This is a genomic window from Streptomyces sp. NPDC001843 (genome assembly GCF_042891955.1).
Taxonomy (GTDB): Bacteria; Actinomycetota; Actinomycetes; order Streptomycetales; family Streptomycetaceae; genus Streptomyces.
Genome location: NZ_JBIATQ010000008.1, coordinates 322,868 through 336,243, shown reverse-complemented (window position 1 = coordinate 336,243; position 13,376 = coordinate 322,868). Strand labels below are relative to the sequence as shown.

Sequence of the window (13,376 nt, the reverse complement as noted above, 5' to 3'; positions counted from 1 at the left end):
CGAAATGCTGATCCCCCGTAGGGTCAAGCACCGCAAGCAGCACCACCCGAAGCGCCGTGGTCAGGCCAAGGGCGGTACGACGGTTGCGTTCGGCGAGTACGGCATCCAGGCCCTCACGCCGGCGTACGTGACCAACCGCCAGATCGAGGCGGCCCGTATCGCGATGACCCGCCACATCAAGCGTGGCGGCAAGGTCTGGATCAACATCTACCCGGACCGTCCGCTGACCAAGAAGCCCGCCGAGACCCGCATGGGTTCCGGTAAGGGTTCGCCGGAATGGTGGATCGCGAACGTTCACCCGGGTCGGGTGATGTTCGAGCTGTCCTACCCGAACGAGAAGATCGCCCGTGAGGCGCTCCTTCGTGCGGCCCACAAGCTGCCGATGAAGTGCCGGATCGTCAAGCGCGAGGCAGGTGAAGCGTGATGTCGGCCGGTACCAAGGCGTCCGAGCTGCGCGAGCTGGGCAACGAGGAGCTTCTGGCGAAGCTCCGCGAGGCCAAGGAAGAGCTGTTCAACCTCCGCTTCCAGGCGGCGACCGGTCAGCTCGAGAACCACGGCCGTCTCAAGGCGGTCCGCAAGGACATCGCGCGGATCTACACCCTGATGCGCGAGCGTGAGCTGGGCATCGAAACGGTGGAGAACGCCTGATGAGCGAGAAGAACGTGACTGAGAACGCAGAGGCGCGCGGCTTCCGCAAGACCCGTGAGGGTCTCGTCGTCAGCGACAAGATGGACAAGACTGTCGTCGTCGCCGTCGAGGACCGCGTCAAGCACGCGCTGTACGGCAAGGTCATCCGTCGTACGAACAAGCTCAAGGCCCACGACGAGCAGAACGCCGCGGGTGTCGGCGACCGCGTCCTCCTCATGGAGACCCGGCCGCTGTCCGCGACGAAGCGCTGGCGCGTCGTCGAGATCCTCGAGAAGGCGAAGTAATCAAGCGGGGCTCCGCCCCGCTGCCCCCGCCGGGGGATGAAGCCCCCGGGCCCCGGCCCGGCCGGGCGCTCCCGGCGAGGTTTCCGCCAGACCGAGCAAAGACCGCCGCCCGGCGCGCTCCGTGAGACGACTTACGGAGCCGCCGCCGGGAACCCCGGCCGAGATGCGTGAGGCACTCGCGCTCGTCGCGAGAGCCGCTTCGCGGCTCGGCCGGGCCGGCAAGTAATTCCTGCGGGGGTATCCCGGCAGGACAGTTCCGCCAGGCTCTCCGGCTCAACCCCGGAGGGAACCGGCAGACGATCAGGAGATAGACGTGATCCAGCAGGAGTCGCGACTGCGTGTCGCCGACAACACTGGTGCGAAGGAGATCCTTTGCATCCGTGTGCTCGGTGGCTCCGGTCGCCGCTACGCGGGCATCGGTGACGTCATCGTCGCCACCGTCAAGGACGCGATCCCCGGTGGCAACGTGAAGAAGGGTGACGTCGTCAAGGCGGTCATCGTTCGCACCGTCAAGGAGCGCCGTCGTCCGGACGGCTCGTACATCCGCTTCGACGAGAACGCCGCCGTCATTCTGAAGAACGACGGTGACCCTCGCGGCACCCGCATCTTCGGCCCGGTCGGCCGTGAGCTGCGCGAGAAGAAGTTCATGAAGATCATCTCGCTGGCTCCGGAGGTGCTGTAAGCATGAAGATCAAGAAGGGCGACCTGGTCCAGGTCATCACCGGTAAGGACAAGGGCAAGCAGGGCAAGGTCATCGCGGCCTTCCCCCGCGAGGACCGTGTCCTGGTCGAGGGTGTCAACCGGGTCAAGAAGCACACCAAGGCCGGTCCGACCGCTCGCGGTTCGCAGGCCGGCGGCATCGTGACCACCGAGGCCCCGATCCACGTGAGCAACGTTCAGCTCGTCGTGGAGAAGGACGGCAACAAGGTCGTCACGCGTGTCGGTTACCGCTTCGACGACGAAGGCAACAAGATCCGCGTTGCCAAGCGGACGGGTGAGGACATCTGATGGCTACCACCACCACTCCGCGTCTGAAGACGAAGTACCGCGAGGAGATCGCGGGCAAGCTGCGTGACGAGTTCAAGTACGAGAACGTCATGCAGGTTCCCGGCCTCGTCAAGATCGTGGTCAACATGGGTGTCGGCGACGCCGCCCGTGACTCGAAGCTGATCGAGGGCGCGATCCGCGACCTGACCACCATCACCGGTCAGAAGCCGGCCGTCACCAAGGCCCGCAAGTCCATCGCGCAGTTCAAGCTGCGTGAGGGCCAGCCGATCGGTGCCCACGTCACGCTCCGTGGCGACCGCATGTGGGAGTTCCTGGACCGCACCCTGTCGCTCGCGCTGCCGCGCATCCGCGACTTCCGCGGCCTGTCCCCCAAGCAGTTCGACGGCCGTGGCAACTACACCTTCGGTCTCACGGAGCAGGTCATGTTCCACGAGATCGACCAGGACAAGATCGACCGTACCCGGGGCATGGACATCACCGTGGTCACCACGGCGACCAACGACGCTGAGGGCCGCGCGCTCCTTCGTCACCTCGGCTTCCCGTTCAAGGAGGCGTGAGCGAGATGGCGAAGAAGGCTCTGATTGCCAAGGCTGCTCGCAAGCCCAAGTTCGGTGTGCGTGGCTACACCCGCTGCCAGCGCTGCGGCCGTCCGCACTCCGTGTACCGCAAGTTCGGCCTGTGCCGCGTGTGCCTTCGTGAGATGGCTCACCGTGGCGAGCTGCCGGGCGTGACCAAGAGCTCCTGGTAGTCCCGGTAGTTCGGGATTCCCAAGGCTCTCGGTAAGCAGACAGGGCGGTAAGACGCCCACCTCGCATGCCTTAGGCTTGTGGGGTTGGGCGTCTGTCGCCGCCCATACGACTTACTACGCCGTAGGTCCACCGCGCCGCACCCGTCCCGTCTCGGATCGGGGAGAGGGATGGCGCACCAGGAAACCCCGGCGAGAGAGGCCGAAGGCCAATTCATGACCATGACTGATCCGATCGCAGACATGCTTACGCGTCTGCGGAACGCGAACTCGGCATACCACGACTCCGTGACGATGCCGGCATCGAAGATCAAGTCGCACATCGCGGAGATCCTCCAGCAGGAGGGCTTCATCACGGGCTGGAAGATCGAGGACGCCGAGGTCGGCAAGAACCTCGTTCTCGAGCTGAAGTTCGGCCCGAACCGTGAGCGCTCCATCGCGGGCATCAAGCGGATCTCCAAGCCCGGTCTCCGGGTGTACGCGAAGTCCACCAACCTGCCGAAGGTGCTCGGCGGCCTCGGCGTGGCGATCATCTCCACGTCGCACGGGCTCCTCACCGACAAGCAGGCCGGCAAGAAGGGCGTGGGTGGGGAAGTCCTCGCCTACGTCTGGTAGCGGAAGGGAACGGAGGAAACAGCTATGTCGCGTATTGGCAAGCTCCCCATCACGGTTCCCGCCGGCGTGGACGTCACCATCGACGGCCGTACGGTCTCGGTCAAGGGCCCCAAGGGCACGCTGACCCACACCATCGTCGCGCCGATCGACATCGCCAAGGGTGAGGACGGCGTTCTCAACGTCACCCGCCCCAACGACGAGCGTCAGAACAAGGCCCTCCACGGCCTGTCCCGCACGCTGGTGGCGAACATGATCACCGGCGTGACCCAGGGTTACGTGAAGAAGCTCGAGATCAGCGGTGTCGGTTACCGCGTGACCGCCAAGGGTTCGAACCTCGAGTTCGCTCTCGGTTACAGCCACCCGATTCTGGTCGAGGCGCCCGAGGGCATCACCTTCAAGGTGGAGGCCCCCACTCGCTTCTCGGTCGAGGGCATCGACAAGCAGAAGGTCGGCGAGGTTGCGGCCAACATCCGCAAGCTGCGCAGGCCCGACCCGTACAAGGCCAAGGGCGTCAAGTACGAGGGCGAAGTCATCCGCCGCAAGGTCGGAAAGGCGGGTAAGTAAGCCATGGCATACGGGCAGAAGATCCTCAAGGGCGACGCCTACAAGCGCGCCGCGATCAAGCGCCGTCACATCCGGATCCGCAAGCGGATCGCGGGTACCGCGGAGCGTCCCCGTCTGGTCGTGACCCGCTCCAACCGTCACATCGTGGCGCAGGTGATCGACGACCTCAAGGGCCACACCCTGGCGTCGGCGTCCACCCTGGACACCTCGATCCGCGGTGGCGAGGGCGACAAGTCCGCGCAGGCCAAGCAGGTCGGCGCCCTGGTCGCCGAGCGTGCCAAGGCCGCCGGTGTCGAGGCCGTCGTGTTCGACCGTGGTGGTAACCAGTACGCCGGGCGCATCGCCGCTCTGGCGGACGCCGCCCGCGAAGCCGGGCTCAAGTTCTGAGCCGCTTGTAGCTAGCGGAAAGAGAGAGGTAATCCAATGGCTGGACCCCAGCGCCGCGGTGGCGGTGCCGGTGGCGGCGAGCGGCGGGACCGGAAGGGCCGTGACGGCGGCGCTGCTGCCGCCGAGAAGACCGCGTACGTTGAGCGCGTCGTCGCGATCAACCGCGTCGCCAAGGTTGTGAAGGGTGGTCGTCGCTTCAGCTTCACCGCGCTGGTCGTGGTGGGCGACGGTGACGGCACCGTGGGTGTCGGATACGGCAAGGCCAAGGAGGTGCCGGCCGCCATCGCCAAGGGTGTTGAGGAGGCCAAGAAGCACTTCTTCAAGGTCCCCCGGATCCAGGGCACCATCCCGCACCCCATCCAGGGTGAGAAGGCTGCCGGCGTCGTCCTGCTCAAGCCCGCGTCCCCCGGTACCGGTGTTATCGCCGGTGGTCCGGTGCGTGCCGTGCTCGAGTGCGCCGGTATCCACGACGTGCTGTCGAAGTCGCTCGGCTCCGACAACGCGATCAACATCGTGCACGCGACCGTGGAGGCCCTGAAGGGCCTGCAGCGTCCCGAGGAGATCGCGGCCCGCCGTGGTCTGCCGCTCGAGGACGTCGCCCCCGCGGCCCTGCTGCGTGCGCGTGCCGGGGCGGGTGCGTAATCATGGCGCAGCTCAAGATCACGCAGGTCAAGTCCTACATCGGCAGCAAGCAGAACCACCGTGACACCCTGCGCTCCCTTGGTCTCAAGGGGATCAACACGCAGGTCGTCAAGGAGGACCGCCCCGAGTTCCGCGGCATGGTGCACACCGTCCGCCACCTCGTGACGGTCGAGGAGGTCGACTGATCATGGCGGAGCAGAACCCGCTCAAGATCCACAACCTCCGTCCCGCCCCGGGCGCCAAGACCGCCAAGACCCGTGTCGGTCGTGGTGAGGCGTCGAAGGGTAAGACGGCCGGTCGTGGTACCAAGGGCACCAAGGCCCGCTACCAGGTTCCGGAGCGCTTCGAGGGTGGCCAGATGCCGCTCCACATGCGCCTCCCGAAGCTGAAGGGCTTCAAGAACCCGTTCAAGACCGAGTACCAGGTCGTGAACCTCGACAAGCTGGCCGCGCTCTACCCCGAGGGTGGCGAGGTCACCGTCGAGGGTCTGGTGGCCAAGGGTGCCGTTCGCAAGAACAGCCTCGTCAAGGTCCTGGGCCAGGGCGAGGTCTCCGTGGCGCTGCAGGTGACGGTCGACGCCGTCTCCGGCTCCGCCAAGGAGAAGATCACCGCCGCCGGCGGTACGGTCACCGAGCTCGTCTGACCCGATCAGGCGCCTCGATGACGTGAGCGATCCCGACCGGGGATACCCCACAAAATGGGGTATCCCCGGTTGGTCGTTCCAGAGGGGGCGGTCTCGCCGGTAAGGTGGCCTGCACTGCCCACTTTCACGGGGTGCTCACATAGGGCACTCTGAGCGGCAGTTGACCGTTACGTATTTGTCGAACCTCAGACTCACCCTTGACGCAGTTGCGCGGGGGTCGCAGGAGGCACCGTGCTCACCGCGTTCGCCCGGGCGTTCAGGACGCCCGACCTGCGCAAGAAGCTGCTCTTCACGCTGGGCATCATCGTGGTGTACCGGGTCGGTACCCACATCCCGATCCCCGGTGTCAACTACCAGGCCGTCCAGACGTGCGTGACCGAGGCGTCCGGCAACCAGGGCCTGTTCGGTCTGGTCAACATGTTCAGCGGCGGTGCGCTGCTGCAGATCACGATCTTCGCGCTCGGGATCATGCCGTACATCACGGCGAGCATCATCCTGCAGCTGCTGACCGTGGTCATCCCGCGCCTGGAGGCCCTGAAGAAGGAGGGCCAGGCGGGTACCACGAAGATCACGCAGTACACCCGCTACCTGACCGTGGCGCTCGCCATCCTCCAGGGCACCGGCCTGGTGGCCACCGCCCGCAGCGGCGCCCTGTTCGGCAACTGCTCGGCCGCCAGCCAGATCGTTCCCGACCAGGCGATCTTCACCACCATCACCATGGTGGTCTGCATGACCGCCGGCACCTGTGTCGTCATGTGGCTGGGCGAGCTGATCACCGACCGCGGCATCGGCAACGGCATGTCGATCCTGATGTTCATCTCGATCGCCGCGACCTTCCCGTCCGCGCTGTGGGCCATCAAGAAGCAGGGCACCCTGGCCGACGGCTGGATCGAGTTCGGCACCGTGATCCTCGTGGGTCTGGTCATGGTCGGCCTGGTGGTGTTCGTCGAGCAGGCCCAGCGCCGCATCCCGGTGCAGTACGCCAAGCGCATGATCGGACGCCGGTCCTACGGCGGTACGTCCACCTACATCCCGCTGAAGGTGAACCAGGCGGGTGTGATCCCGGTCATCTTCGCTTCGTCGCTGCTCTACATTCCGGCGCTGGTGGCGCAGTTCTCCGGGAGCACTTCGGGCTGGAAGACCTGGATCGAGAACAACCTGACCAAGGGCGACCATCCGATTTACATCGTTTCGTACTTCTTGCTCATCGTTTTCTTCGCGTTCTTCTACGTGGCGATCTCCTTCAACCCCGAGGAAGTCGCGGACAACATGAAGAAGTATGGTGGCTTCATCCCGGGCATCCGGGCTGGCCGACCGACCGCTGAGTACCTCAGCTACGTGCTCAACCGGATCACCTGGCCGGGTTCGCTGTATCTGGGTCTGATCGCTCTCGTACCGACAATGGCGTTGGTCGGCTTCAACGCAAGCCAGAACTTCCCGTTCGGCGGGACGAGCATCCTCATCATCGTGGGTGTCGGTCTCGAGACGGTGAAGCAGATCGAGAGCCAGCTCCAGCAGCGCAATTACGAAGGGTTCCTCCGCTGATGCGAATCGTCCTCGTCGGGCCGCCGGGTGCCGGTAAGGGAACGCAGGCAGTGCGCCTTGCCGAGAAGCTGCGCATCCCGCACATCTCCACGGGTGACCTGTTCCGCGCCAACATCAGCCAGAAGACGGAGCTCGGGAAACTCGCGAAGTCCTACATGGACGCCGGCAACCTCGTCCCGGACGAGGTCACCATCGCCATGGCCAAGGACCGCATGGAGCAGCCGGACGCCGAGGGCGGCTTCCTGCTGGACGGTTTCCCGCGCAACGTCTCCCAGGCCGAGGCGCTGGACGAGCTGCTCGAGGGCGAGGGCATCCAGCTCGACGCGGTACTCGACCTCGAGGTGCCGGAGGAAGAGGTCGTGAAGCGGATCGCCGGCCGGCGGATCTGCCGCAAGGACTCCTCCCACGTCTTCCACGTGACGTACAGCCCGGCGAAGCAGCAGGGCGTCTGCGACGTCTGCGGCGGCGAGCTCTACCAGCGCGACGACGACTCCGAGGAGACCGTCCGCAAGCGGCTGGAGGTCTACCACACGCAGACCGAGCCGATCATCGACTACTACAAGGCGCAGGGCCTGGTCGTGACGATCTCGTCCCTGGGGCCGGTGGACGAGGTCACGAAGCGTGCGCTGGACGCGCTGAAGCGCGAGGACGCCAGCAAGTAGTTCTCACGTCCGTTGCAGCCGCGGTTCCTTCCGGGGGCCGCGGCTGCGCTGTGGGGCGGGTGCGCGCCCCCGTATCTTTGGAAGCGTCCGTTCTTCCCGGTCCAGAAAGGCCCTCGCCCCCATGGTGCAGATCAAGACCCCGGAGCAGATCGCCAAGATGCGTGCGGCGGGGCTGGTCGTCGCCGCGATCCACGCGGCCACCCGGGAGGCCGCGGTCCCCGGCGCGACCACCAAGGATCTGGACCAGGTCGCGCGCAAGGTCCTGGCCGAGCACAACGCCAAGCCGAACTTCTTGGGGTACGGCGGCTTCCCCGCGACGATCTGCACCTCCGTGAACGAGGTCGTCGTGCACGGCATCCCGTCCGACGACGTCGTCCTCAAGGACGGCGACGTCATCTCCATCGACTGCGGCGCGATCGTCGACGGCTGGCACGGTGACGCGGCGTACACGGCGTTCGTCGGCTCGGGGCACTCCCCGGAGCTGATCGAGCTGTCCCGGGTGACCGAGGAATCCATGTGGGCCGGCATCGCCGCGATGAAGCAGGGCAACCGGCTCGTCGACGTCTCGCGGGCGATCGAGACGTACATCCGCCGCCAGCCCAAGCCCGGCGGCGGCCGGTACGGGATCATCGAGGACTACGGCGGCCACGGCATCGGCACCGAGATGCACATGGACCCGCACCTGCTGAACTACGTCGACCGCCGCCGCGGTAAGGGACCCAAGCTGGTCCCCGGCTTCTGCCTGGCCATCGAGCCCATGGTGTCCCTGGGCACCCCGAAGACCGAGGTCCTCTCCGACGACTGGACGGTCATCACCACCGACGGCACGTGGTCCTCCCACTGGGAGCACTCGGTGGCCCTCACCGAGGAGGGCCCCCTGGTCCTGACCGCCCCGGACGGAGGAAAGGCCAAGCTGGCCGAGTACGGCGTCACGACGGCACCGGACCCCCTGGCCTGACGAGGGCCGGCCCCCGACCCTCTCGCCTTAACGTCGGCCCAGGGCGAGACCGAGATCGCCGGTACATCCCGTGCATACCGATCTTGAGCGCCGGGCAGGCTCTCCCGATTCGTGTTTCCGGGTGCGCTGACGTAGACTGACTCGTCGGCTCTCGTGCACCCGCATGTCCGCATGCGCCCGTAAGGGACAGCTCGGGAGTCGATCAAGGTAGTCGATTCGAAGGGCGAAGCGTGGCCAAGAAGCAAGGTGCCATCGAGATCGAGGGCACTGTCGTCGAGTCTCTGCCGAACGCCATGTTCAAGGTCGAGCTCCAGAACGGCCACCAGGTCCTGGCACACATCAGCGGCAAGATGCGTATGCACTACATCCGCATCCTCCCTGACGACCGGGTCGTGGTGGAGCTGTCTCCGTACGACCTGACGCGTGGCCGGATCGTCTACCGGTACAAGTAGATCTTGCCCGAGCCCCGGGCCCGCCCGGAGCGCTGGCACTGACCCGGAGAACCTCACCCAATGAAGGTCAAGCCGAGCGTCAAGAAGATCTGCGACAAGTGCAGGGTGATCCGCCGTCACGGCCGGGTCATGGTCATCTGCGAGAACCCGCGCCACAAGCAGCGCCAGGGCTGACGCACGACCGATCCCTCTGCATCTGACGCAGAGTTTCGCGCGACGCAAGCTGAATATGTTCATACGCAGGGCCCGAGCCGATCAAGCTCGACACCCCCGGTTCGGAGGCCGGGGACCCAGTTCGTACCTAGTACGGCGACTGGGAGTCGGTCCTGTGGAAGACCTCCGAAGATCAAACTGGAGCCATTGAATGGCACGCGTTTCCGGTGTTGACATCCCGCGCGAAAAGCGCGTGGAGATCGCCCTCACCTACGTGTTCGGCATCGGCCGGACCCTTTCGCAGCAGACGCTGGCCGCCACCGGCGTCGACCCGAACACCCGCGTTCGCGACCTCTCCGAGGAGCAGCTCGTCGCGATCCGCGAGTACGTCGACAACAACATCAAGACCGAGGGTGACCTCCGTCGCGAGATCCAGGCCGACATCCGCCGCAAGGTCGAGATCGGCACGTACCAGGGTCTGCGTCACCGCCGCGGTCTGCCCGTCCGCGGTCAGCGCACCAGCACCAACGCCCGCACCCGCAAGGGCCCGCGTCGCGCCATCGCCGGCAAGAAGAAGCCGGGCAAGAAGTAGTCCGCAGCGGACCGCCTGTCCACGGTCTTCGCTGTAGGACCGACCACCTCCCGTAGGAGTTAAGAGATGCCCCCCAAGGGACGTCAGGGCGCTGCCAAGAAGGTGCGCCGCAAGGAAAAGAAGAACGTCGCTCACGGCCACGCGCACATCAAGAGCACGTTCAACAACACGATCGTGTCGATCACGGACCCGTCCGGCAATGTGATCTCCTGGGCCTCCGCCGGCCACGTCGGCTTCAAGGGCTCCCGGAAGTCCACGCCGTTCGCCGCGCAGATGGCCGCCGAGTCGGCTGCCCGCCGCGCCCAGGAGCACGGCATGCGCAAGGTCGACGTTTTCGTCAAGGGCCCGGGCTCCGGTCGTGAGACCGCGATCCGCTCCCTGCAGGCCACGGGCCTCGAGGTCGGCTCCATCCAGGACGTCACCCCGACCCCGCACAACGGCTGCCGCCCGCCGAAGCGCCGCCGCGTCTGACGCACCGGCTCACGGCGGTCGGCCTCCGGCTGGGGGTGTGGGGGTTATCCCCCACATGTCGCAGCACGGCTGCCGCCCGCCGAAGCGCCGCCGCGTCTGACGCTCGCCGCTTCACCGGCTTCGGAGTTCGGGCGGTACGGCATCCGTAAAAGGGCCGTGCCGCCCGTACCCTTGCAGTACCCGCACTTCTCACGGGTGCGGTTTCCGTCGGACGTCAAATAGCGGGCGTCCACGAAAGAAGGATCTGATCCACACATGCTGATCGCTCAGCGTCCCTCGTTGACCGAAGAGGTCGTCGACGAGTTCCGCTCCCGGTTCGTGATCGAGCCGCTGGAGCCGGGCTTCGGCTACACCCTCGGCAACTCCCTCCGCCGCACCCTCCTGTCGTCGATCCCCGGTGCCGCTGTCACCAGCATCCGCATCGACGGCGTCCTGCACGAGTTCACCACCGTGCCGGGCGTCAAGGAGGACGTCACCGACCTGATCCTCAACATCAAGCAGCTGGTCGTCTCCTCGGAGCACGACGAGCCGGTCGTGATGTACCTGCGCAAGCAGGGCCCGGGTCTGGTCACCGCCGCCGACATCGCGCCCCCGGCCGGTGTCGAGGTGCACAACCCCGACCTCGTCCTCGCCACGCTCAACGGCAAGGGCAAGCTGGAGATGGAGCTGACCGTGGAGCGCGGTCGCGGCTACGTCTCCGCGGTGCAGAACAAGCAGGTGGGTCAGGAGATCGGCCGTATCCCGGTCGACTCGATCTACTCGCCGGTGCTCAAGGTCACGTACAAGGTCGAGGCCACGCGTGTCGAGCAGCGCACCGACTTCGACAAGCTGATCGTCGACGTCGAGACCAAGCAGGCGATGCGTCCGCGTGACGCCATGGCCTCCGCCGGTAAGACCCTGGTCGAGCTGTTCGGTCTCGCCCGCGAGCTGAACATCGACGCCGAGGGCATCGACATGGGTCCGTCCCCGACGGACGCGGCGCTGGCGGCCGACCTCGCGCTTCCGATCGAGGAGCTCGAGCTGACCGTCCGCTCCTACAACTGCCTCAAGCGCGAGGGCATCCACTCCGTGGGTGAGCTCGTGGCTCGTTCCGAGGCCGACCTCCTGGACATCCGCAACTTCGGTGCGAAGTCCATCGACGAGGTCAAGGCGAAGCTGGCCGGCATGGGCCTGGCCCTCAAGGACAGCCCGCCCGGATTCGACCCGACCGCTGCGGCGGATGCCTTCGGCGCGGACGACGACGCGGACGCCGGGTTCGTCGAGACCGAGCAGTACTAAGAGCTCGGGCCATCCGGTCCGTACTCGGGTGCGGGTGCGCTGTGCTTGATCGCGCAGTTCCCCGCGCACCTTCCGGACGACGTGCGCCTGCGGCGCCGTCGTCCGGATCTCCGACAGGCGACCGCCTGCTCGGATACTGACTCCGGTACCTGATACGGCCGGGGCAGACACACAGGAGAGAACAATGCCGAAGCCCACCAAGGGTGCCCGTCTGGGCGGCAGTGCCGCGCACGAGAAGCTGCTCCTCGCGAACCTGGCGAAGAGCCTCTTCGAGCACGGCCGTATCACCACCACCGAGGCGAAGGCCCGCCGCCTGCGCCCGTACGCCGAGCGTCTGGTCACCAAGGCGAAGAAGGGCGACCTTCACAACCGCCGCCAGGTGCTGCAGGTCATCACGGACAAGAGCGTCGTCCACACGCTCTTCACCGAGATCGGCCCGCGCTACGAGAACCGCCCGGGTGGCTACACCCGTATCACCAAGATCGGTAACCGCCGTGGCGACAACGCGCCCATGGCCGTCATCGAGCTGGTCGAGGCGCTGACCGTGGCGCAGCAGGCGACCGGTGAGGCCGAGGCCGCCACCAAGCGTGCGGTCAAGGAGGCCGAGGAGGCCAAGGCGGAGGAGACCACCGAGGCTCCGGCCGAGGAGGCCGCTGCCGAGGAGTCCAAGGACGCCTGAGGCACTGCCTGACGTAGGAAGCGGGTTCGCCCTTCGGGGCGGGCCCGCTTTCGCGTACTGAAAGGATCTGTACGTGAGTGACGAAGTACAGCCCGGCCACGTCCGCGTCCGCCTCGACCTGTCCTACGACGGCACCCAGTTCTCCGGCTGGGCCAAGCAGGCCGGTGGCCGGCGGACCGTGCAGGGCGAGATCGAGGACGCCCTGCGTACCGTCACGCGGTCCAGGGAGACGTACGAGCTGACGGTGGCCGGACGGACGGACGCCGGGGTGCACGCGCGCGGCCAGGTCGCCCATGTCGATCTCCCCAGGGAGGTCTGGGTGGTGCACCACGAGAAGCTGCTCAAGCGGCTCGCGGGCCGCCTGCCCAGGGACGTACGGGTGTGGGCGCTCAGGGAGGCGCCCAGCGGCTTCAACGCCCGTTTCTCCGCGATCTGGCGCCGCTACGCCTACCGCGTCACCGACAACCCCGGCGGGGTCGACCCGCTGCTCCGCGGCCATGTCCTCTGGCACGACTGGCCGCTCGACGTGGACGCCATGAACGAGGCCGCCCGGCAGCTCCTCGGTGAGCACGACTTCGCCGCGTACTGCAAGAAGCGCGAGGGCGCGACGACGATTCGTACGCTCCAGGAGCTGCGGCTCGAAAAGGGCGCCGACGGGATCATCACCGCCACCGTCCGCGCCGACGCCTTCTGCCACAACATGGTGCGCTCGCTCATCGGGGCGCTGCTGTTCGTGGGGGACGGGCACCGCGCGCCTGACTGGCCGGGGAAGGTGCTCGCGGCCGGGGTGCGGGACTCGGCGGTACACGTCGTACGGCCGCACGGGCTGACGCTCGAGGAGGTCGGCTACCCGGCCGACGAGTTGCTGGCCGCGCGGAACAAGGAGGCGCGGAACAAGCGGTCGCTGCCTGGTACGGCAGGCTGCGCAACCTGTTAGTCACCCGGGGTTCCACGGCAGGTGCACCGGCCGTTACGGGCGGCCGGGGCGCCGTGCCCGGCGCCGCCTTCGAACCGGGTGTCGGCCGAGGACACTTTGTGCGGGGCCGATAT

Annotated in this window: 23 protein-coding genes; all 23 read left to right on the top strand. The window is 66.7% G+C overall.

Annotated elements, in window-relative coordinates; all coding sequences use genetic code 11:
• Positions 1 to 4: 4 nt before the first annotated feature.
• Positions 5 to 424 (top strand): 50S ribosomal protein L16, encoded by a 420-nt coding sequence (gene rplP, locus ACFYZQ_RS22210; RefSeq protein ID WP_132857211.1) that lies wholly within the window; start codon positions 5 to 7, stop codon positions 422 to 424.
• A complete protein-coding gene (gene rpmC, locus ACFYZQ_RS22205) occupies positions 424 to 648 on the top strand; it encodes a 50S ribosomal protein L29 (RefSeq protein ID WP_007494763.1) in 225 nt (74 codons plus the stop codon). The genes rplP and rpmC overlap by 1 nt, the downstream gene beginning before the upstream one ends.
• Positions 648 to 932 (top strand): 30S ribosomal protein S17, encoded by a 285-nt coding sequence (gene rpsQ / locus ACFYZQ_RS22200; protein WP_018543912.1) that lies wholly within the window; start codon positions 648 to 650, stop codon positions 930 to 932. The genes rpmC and rpsQ overlap by 1 nt, the downstream gene beginning before the upstream one ends.
• A 313-nt stretch (positions 933 to 1,245) precedes the next feature.
• Complete coding sequence (gene rplN, locus ACFYZQ_RS22195) at positions 1,246 to 1,614, top strand: 50S ribosomal protein L14 (protein WP_003998823.1); 369 nt, start codon at positions 1,246 to 1,248, stop codon at positions 1,612 to 1,614.
• A 2-nt stretch (positions 1,615 to 1,616) separates the two neighbouring features.
• The gene (gene rplX / locus ACFYZQ_RS22190; protein ID WP_003992365.1) at positions 1,617 to 1,940 is read left to right on the top strand and encodes a 50S ribosomal protein L24; all 324 of its coding nucleotides are present in this window, start codon (positions 1,617 to 1,619) and stop codon (positions 1,938 to 1,940) included.
• On the top strand, positions 1,940 to 2,497 hold the full coding sequence (gene rplE / locus ACFYZQ_RS22185; protein ID WP_015658460.1) for a 50S ribosomal protein L5: 558 nt from the start codon (positions 1,940 to 1,942) through the stop codon (positions 2,495 to 2,497). Before rplX ends, rplE begins: the two co-directional genes overlap by 1 nt.
• Before the next feature lie 5 nt (positions 2,498 to 2,502).
• Positions 2,503 to 2,688: a type Z 30S ribosomal protein S14 gene (locus ACFYZQ_RS22180; protein WP_003948630.1), complete on the top strand. Its 186-nt coding sequence runs from the start codon at positions 2,503 to 2,505 to the stop codon at positions 2,686 to 2,688.
• Between the two features lie 213 nt (positions 2,689 to 2,901).
• Complete coding sequence (gene rpsH, locus ACFYZQ_RS22175) at positions 2,902 to 3,300, top strand: 30S ribosomal protein S8 (protein WP_007494756.1); 399 nt, start codon at positions 2,902 to 2,904, stop codon at positions 3,298 to 3,300.
• Positions 3,301 to 3,324: 24 nt separating this feature from the next.
• Positions 3,325 to 3,864 carry a 50S ribosomal protein L6 gene (gene rplF / locus ACFYZQ_RS22170; protein WP_389150270.1) on the top strand — a complete coding sequence of 180 codons (540 nt, stop codon included), beginning with the start codon at positions 3,325 to 3,327 and terminating at the stop codon, positions 3,862 to 3,864.
• A 3-nt stretch (positions 3,865 to 3,867) separates the two neighbouring features.
• Positions 3,868 to 4,251, top strand: a complete 384-nt coding sequence (gene rplR / locus ACFYZQ_RS22165; RefSeq protein WP_030174556.1) for a 50S ribosomal protein L18 — start codon at positions 3,868 to 3,870, stop codon at positions 4,249 to 4,251.
• 36 nt (positions 4,252 to 4,287) lie between these two features.
• On the top strand, positions 4,288 to 4,893 hold the full coding sequence (gene rpsE / locus ACFYZQ_RS22160) for a 30S ribosomal protein S5 (RefSeq protein WP_009190144.1): 606 nt from the start codon (positions 4,288 to 4,290) through the stop codon (positions 4,891 to 4,893).
• A 2-nt stretch (positions 4,894 to 4,895) separates the two neighbouring features.
• Positions 4,896 to 5,078 (top strand): 50S ribosomal protein L30, encoded by a 183-nt coding sequence (gene rpmD, locus ACFYZQ_RS22155; RefSeq protein ID WP_003974250.1) that lies wholly within the window; start codon positions 4,896 to 4,898, stop codon positions 5,076 to 5,078.
• A gap of 2 nt (positions 5,079 to 5,080) precedes the next feature.
• Positions 5,081 to 5,536 (top strand): 50S ribosomal protein L15, encoded by a 456-nt coding sequence (rplO, locus tag ACFYZQ_RS22150; RefSeq protein ID WP_030745257.1) that lies wholly within the window; start codon positions 5,081 to 5,083, stop codon positions 5,534 to 5,536.
• A 231-nt stretch (positions 5,537 to 5,767) separates the two neighbouring features.
• Positions 5,768 to 7,081 (top strand): preprotein translocase subunit SecY, encoded by a 1,314-nt coding sequence (gene secY / locus ACFYZQ_RS22145; RefSeq protein WP_389150267.1) that lies wholly within the window; start codon positions 5,768 to 5,770, stop codon positions 7,079 to 7,081.
• Complete coding sequence (locus tag ACFYZQ_RS22140) at positions 7,081 to 7,743, top strand: adenylate kinase (protein WP_389150264.1); 663 nt, start codon at positions 7,081 to 7,083, stop codon at positions 7,741 to 7,743. The genes secY and ACFYZQ_RS22140 overlap by 1 nt, the downstream gene beginning before the upstream one ends.
• A gap of 121 nt (positions 7,744 to 7,864) precedes the next feature.
• Complete coding sequence (map, locus tag ACFYZQ_RS22135) at positions 7,865 to 8,701, top strand: type I methionyl aminopeptidase (protein WP_389150261.1); 837 nt, start codon at positions 7,865 to 7,867, stop codon at positions 8,699 to 8,701.
• Between the two features lie 230 nt (positions 8,702 to 8,931).
• Positions 8,932 to 9,153: a translation initiation factor IF-1 gene (infA, locus tag ACFYZQ_RS22130; RefSeq protein ID WP_003948620.1), complete on the top strand. Its 222-nt coding sequence runs from the start codon at positions 8,932 to 8,934 to the stop codon at positions 9,151 to 9,153.
• Positions 9,154 to 9,213: 60 nt separating this feature from the next.
• On the top strand, positions 9,214 to 9,327 hold the full coding sequence (gene rpmJ / locus ACFYZQ_RS22125) for a 50S ribosomal protein L36 (RefSeq protein WP_003998809.1): 114 nt from the start codon (positions 9,214 to 9,216) through the stop codon (positions 9,325 to 9,327).
• Positions 9,328 to 9,517: 190 nt separating this feature from the next.
• Positions 9,518 to 9,898 (top strand): 30S ribosomal protein S13, encoded by a 381-nt coding sequence (gene rpsM, locus ACFYZQ_RS22120; RefSeq protein ID WP_004984507.1) that lies wholly within the window; start codon positions 9,518 to 9,520, stop codon positions 9,896 to 9,898.
• Positions 9,899 to 9,964: 66 nt separating this feature from the next.
• Positions 9,965 to 10,369 carry a 30S ribosomal protein S11 gene (gene rpsK, locus ACFYZQ_RS22115; RefSeq protein ID WP_003956432.1) on the top strand — a complete coding sequence of 135 codons (405 nt, stop codon included), beginning with the start codon at positions 9,965 to 9,967 and terminating at the stop codon, positions 10,367 to 10,369.
• Positions 10,370 to 10,624: 255 nt separating this feature from the next.
• A complete protein-coding gene (locus ACFYZQ_RS22110) occupies positions 10,625 to 11,647 on the top strand; it encodes a DNA-directed RNA polymerase subunit alpha (RefSeq protein WP_003966937.1) in 1,023 nt (340 codons plus the stop codon).
• A gap of 184 nt (positions 11,648 to 11,831) precedes the next feature.
• Entirely contained in the window at positions 11,832 to 12,326 is a 495-nt protein-coding gene (gene rplQ, locus ACFYZQ_RS22105) for a 50S ribosomal protein L17 (protein WP_388798536.1), read from the top strand.
• Positions 12,327 to 12,399: 73 nt separating this feature from the next.
• Complete coding sequence (gene truA / locus ACFYZQ_RS22100; protein WP_389150258.1) at positions 12,400 to 13,263, top strand: tRNA pseudouridine(38-40) synthase TruA; 864 nt, start codon at positions 12,400 to 12,402, stop codon at positions 13,261 to 13,263.
• The last annotated feature ends 113 nt before the right edge of the window (positions 13,264 to 13,376 follow it).

What these genes read in the sequence shown, in the direction of transcription:
- rplP (WP_132857211.1), top strand. Translation starts at nt 5, where the DNA reads ATGCTGATCCCCCGTAGGGTCAAGCACCGCAAGCAGCACCACCCGAAG.
- rpmC (WP_007494763.1), top strand. Translation starts at nt 424, where the DNA reads ATGTCGGCCGGTACCAAGGCGTCCGAGCTGCGCGAGCTGGGCAACGAG.
- rpsQ (WP_018543912.1), top strand. Translation starts at nt 648, where the DNA reads ATGAGCGAGAAGAACGTGACTGAGAACGCAGAGGCGCGCGGCTTCCGC.
- rplX (WP_003992365.1), top strand. Translation starts at nt 1,617, where the DNA reads ATGAAGATCAAGAAGGGCGACCTGGTCCAGGTCATCACCGGTAAGGAC.
- rplE (WP_015658460.1), top strand. Translation starts at nt 1,940, where the DNA reads ATGGCTACCACCACCACTCCGCGTCTGAAGACGAAGTACCGCGAGGAG.
- ACFYZQ_RS22180 (WP_003948630.1), top strand. Translation starts at nt 2,503, where the DNA reads ATGGCGAAGAAGGCTCTGATTGCCAAGGCTGCTCGCAAGCCCAAGTTC.
- rpsH (WP_007494756.1), top strand. Translation starts at nt 2,902, where the DNA reads ATGACCATGACTGATCCGATCGCAGACATGCTTACGCGTCTGCGGAAC.
- rplF (WP_389150270.1), top strand. Translation starts at nt 3,325, where the DNA reads ATGTCGCGTATTGGCAAGCTCCCCATCACGGTTCCCGCCGGCGTGGAC.
- rplR (WP_030174556.1), top strand. Translation starts at nt 3,868, where the DNA reads ATGGCATACGGGCAGAAGATCCTCAAGGGCGACGCCTACAAGCGCGCC.
- rpsE (WP_009190144.1), top strand. Translation starts at nt 4,288, where the DNA reads ATGGCTGGACCCCAGCGCCGCGGTGGCGGTGCCGGTGGCGGCGAGCGG.
- rpmD (WP_003974250.1), top strand. Translation starts at nt 4,896, where the DNA reads ATGGCGCAGCTCAAGATCACGCAGGTCAAGTCCTACATCGGCAGCAAG.
- rplO (WP_030745257.1), top strand. Translation starts at nt 5,081, where the DNA reads ATGGCGGAGCAGAACCCGCTCAAGATCCACAACCTCCGTCCCGCCCCG.
- ACFYZQ_RS22140 (WP_389150264.1), top strand. Translation starts at nt 7,081, where the DNA reads ATGCGAATCGTCCTCGTCGGGCCGCCGGGTGCCGGTAAGGGAACGCAG.
- map (WP_389150261.1), top strand. Translation starts at nt 7,865, where the DNA reads ATGGTGCAGATCAAGACCCCGGAGCAGATCGCCAAGATGCGTGCGGCG.
- rpmJ (WP_003998809.1), top strand. Translation starts at nt 9,214, where the DNA reads ATGAAGGTCAAGCCGAGCGTCAAGAAGATCTGCGACAAGTGCAGGGTG.
- rpsM (WP_004984507.1), top strand. Translation starts at nt 9,518, where the DNA reads ATGGCACGCGTTTCCGGTGTTGACATCCCGCGCGAAAAGCGCGTGGAG.
- rpsK (WP_003956432.1), top strand. Translation starts at nt 9,965, where the DNA reads ATGCCCCCCAAGGGACGTCAGGGCGCTGCCAAGAAGGTGCGCCGCAAG.
- ACFYZQ_RS22110 (WP_003966937.1), top strand. Translation starts at nt 10,625, where the DNA reads ATGCTGATCGCTCAGCGTCCCTCGTTGACCGAAGAGGTCGTCGACGAG.
- rplQ (WP_388798536.1), top strand. Translation starts at nt 11,832, where the DNA reads ATGCCGAAGCCCACCAAGGGTGCCCGTCTGGGCGGCAGTGCCGCGCAC.